The organism is Paenisporosarcina sp. P4_E4_2 (assembly GCF_056401595.1).
In genome coordinates, this window is sequence record NZ_JBFUJC010000471.1 from 1 (window position 1) to 1,855 (window position 1,855).

Sequence of the window (1,855 nt, forward strand, 5' to 3'; positions counted from 1 at the left end):
GGTACAATGAGCCCGTACCAACATGGGGAAGTTTACGTGACGGACGACGGTGCCGAAGCAGACTTGGATCTTGGTCACTACGAGCGTTTCATTGACATTAACGTCAGCAAATTCTCAAACGTAACAACAGGGAAAGTATATTCTGCGGTCTTGAAAAAAGAACGTCGTGGCGACTACTTGGGCGGAACTGTACAAGTTATTCCACATATCACGAATGAAATTAAAGAACGTTTAGTTCGTTCTGCAAAAGAAACACATGCAGATGTGGTCATCACTGAAATCGGTGGAACAGTAGGGGACATCGAGTCACTGCCATTCCTAGAAGCAATCCGCCAAATGAAAGGCGACTTCGGTGCAGAAAATGTTATGTACATTCACTGTACGTTAATTCCTTACATCCGTGCTGCAGGTGAGATGAAAACAAAACCAACGCAACATAGCGTAAAAGAATTGCGTAGTTTAGGGATTCAGCCAAACATCATCGTGGTGCGTACCGAACATGAAGTACCACAAGATATGAAAGATAAAATTGCGTTATTCTGTGACATTAAAGCGAGCGAAGTAATTGAAGCGCGTGATGCGGAGTCTTTATATGAAGTACCGTTAGCGCTTCAAGAACAGCATATGGACCAAATCGTCCTAGATCACTTCGGCATTAATGCGCCTGAAGCGGATATGACGGATTGGACAGCTTTAGTTGACCGCGTGAAAAATTTATCGAAAAAAGTTCGTATTGGCTTAGTCGGTAAATATGTAGAATTACAAGATGCGTACATCTCAGTTGTAGAAGCCATGAAACATGCAGGGTTTGCATTCGATGCGGACATTGAAGTGAAATGGATTAACGCTGAGCACGTAAACGAGGAAAACGTTGCAGAATGGTTAAGCGATGTTGACGGCGTATTGGTTCCAGGTGGCTTCGGTGACCGCGGAGTTGAAGGGAAAATTGCTGCAACTGCTTATGCACGTGAAAACAACGTACCGTTCCTTGGTATTTGTTTAGGAATGCAATTGGCAACAGTTGAATTTGCACGTAACATTCTTGATTTAAAAGACGCTCATTCTGCTGAATTAAATCCAGCTACACCATACCCGATTATCGACTTGTTACCAGAACAAAAAGATATTGAAGATTTAGGTGGTACACTTCGTTTAGGATTACAACCATGTAAACTAATTCCTGGTTCAAAAGCATATGAAGCTTACGGACAAGAGTTAGTGTACGAACGTCACCGTCACCGTTACGAGTTCAACAACGAATACCGCGAGCAATTTGAAGCAGCTGGCTTCATTTTCTCTGGTACGAGCCCAGATGGTCGATTAATTGAAGTGATTGAAATTCCAAATCACCCATTCTTCGTCGCATCTCAGTTCCACCCAGAATTTATCTCGCGTCCACAACGTCCACAACCACTATTCCGCGAGTTCATCAAAGCGGCAGTAGGGGAAATTTAACCAAAAGCCCGTTCCTTTGAAAATGAAGGAACGGGCTTTTGTTATACTATTTATGGATAAAATTAGATATTTTTTTTAAAAATGCACTACAGGTATGGAATATCCTGTATTATAATAAAGGGATTACATTTTCTCCTTCATAAAAGCAAATTATTATTGAAAAATATCTTTTTTATGCAGGATTATGGAAAAGATTGTAGAATTATTAGAAATAGTACCAGTGCAAGCAAAGGGGAACGTTTTCATGAAACAGTTACTGATTGTGGATGATCAACAGGGGATTCGTTTGTTATTAAATGAAGTGTTTAAACGTGAAGGTTACACGACATTTTTGGCTGCGAATGGAATTGAAGCATTAGAACTAGCTGAGAGAGTTAAGCCAGACGGTGTGCTCCTAGAT

Annotated in this window: 2 protein-coding genes; both read left to right on the plus strand. The window is 41.1% G+C overall.

Annotation, left to right across the window (positions count from 1 at the left end):
* On the plus strand, nt 1-1,455 hold a 1,455-nt coding region (locus tag AC1DSB_RS18775), incomplete at its 5' end, for a CTP synthase (protein ID WP_477587361.1).
* Between the two features lie 244 nt (nt 1,456-1,699).
* On the plus strand, nt 1,700-1,855 hold a 156-nt coding region (locus tag AC1DSB_RS18780), incomplete at its 3' end, for a response regulator (RefSeq protein WP_477587362.1).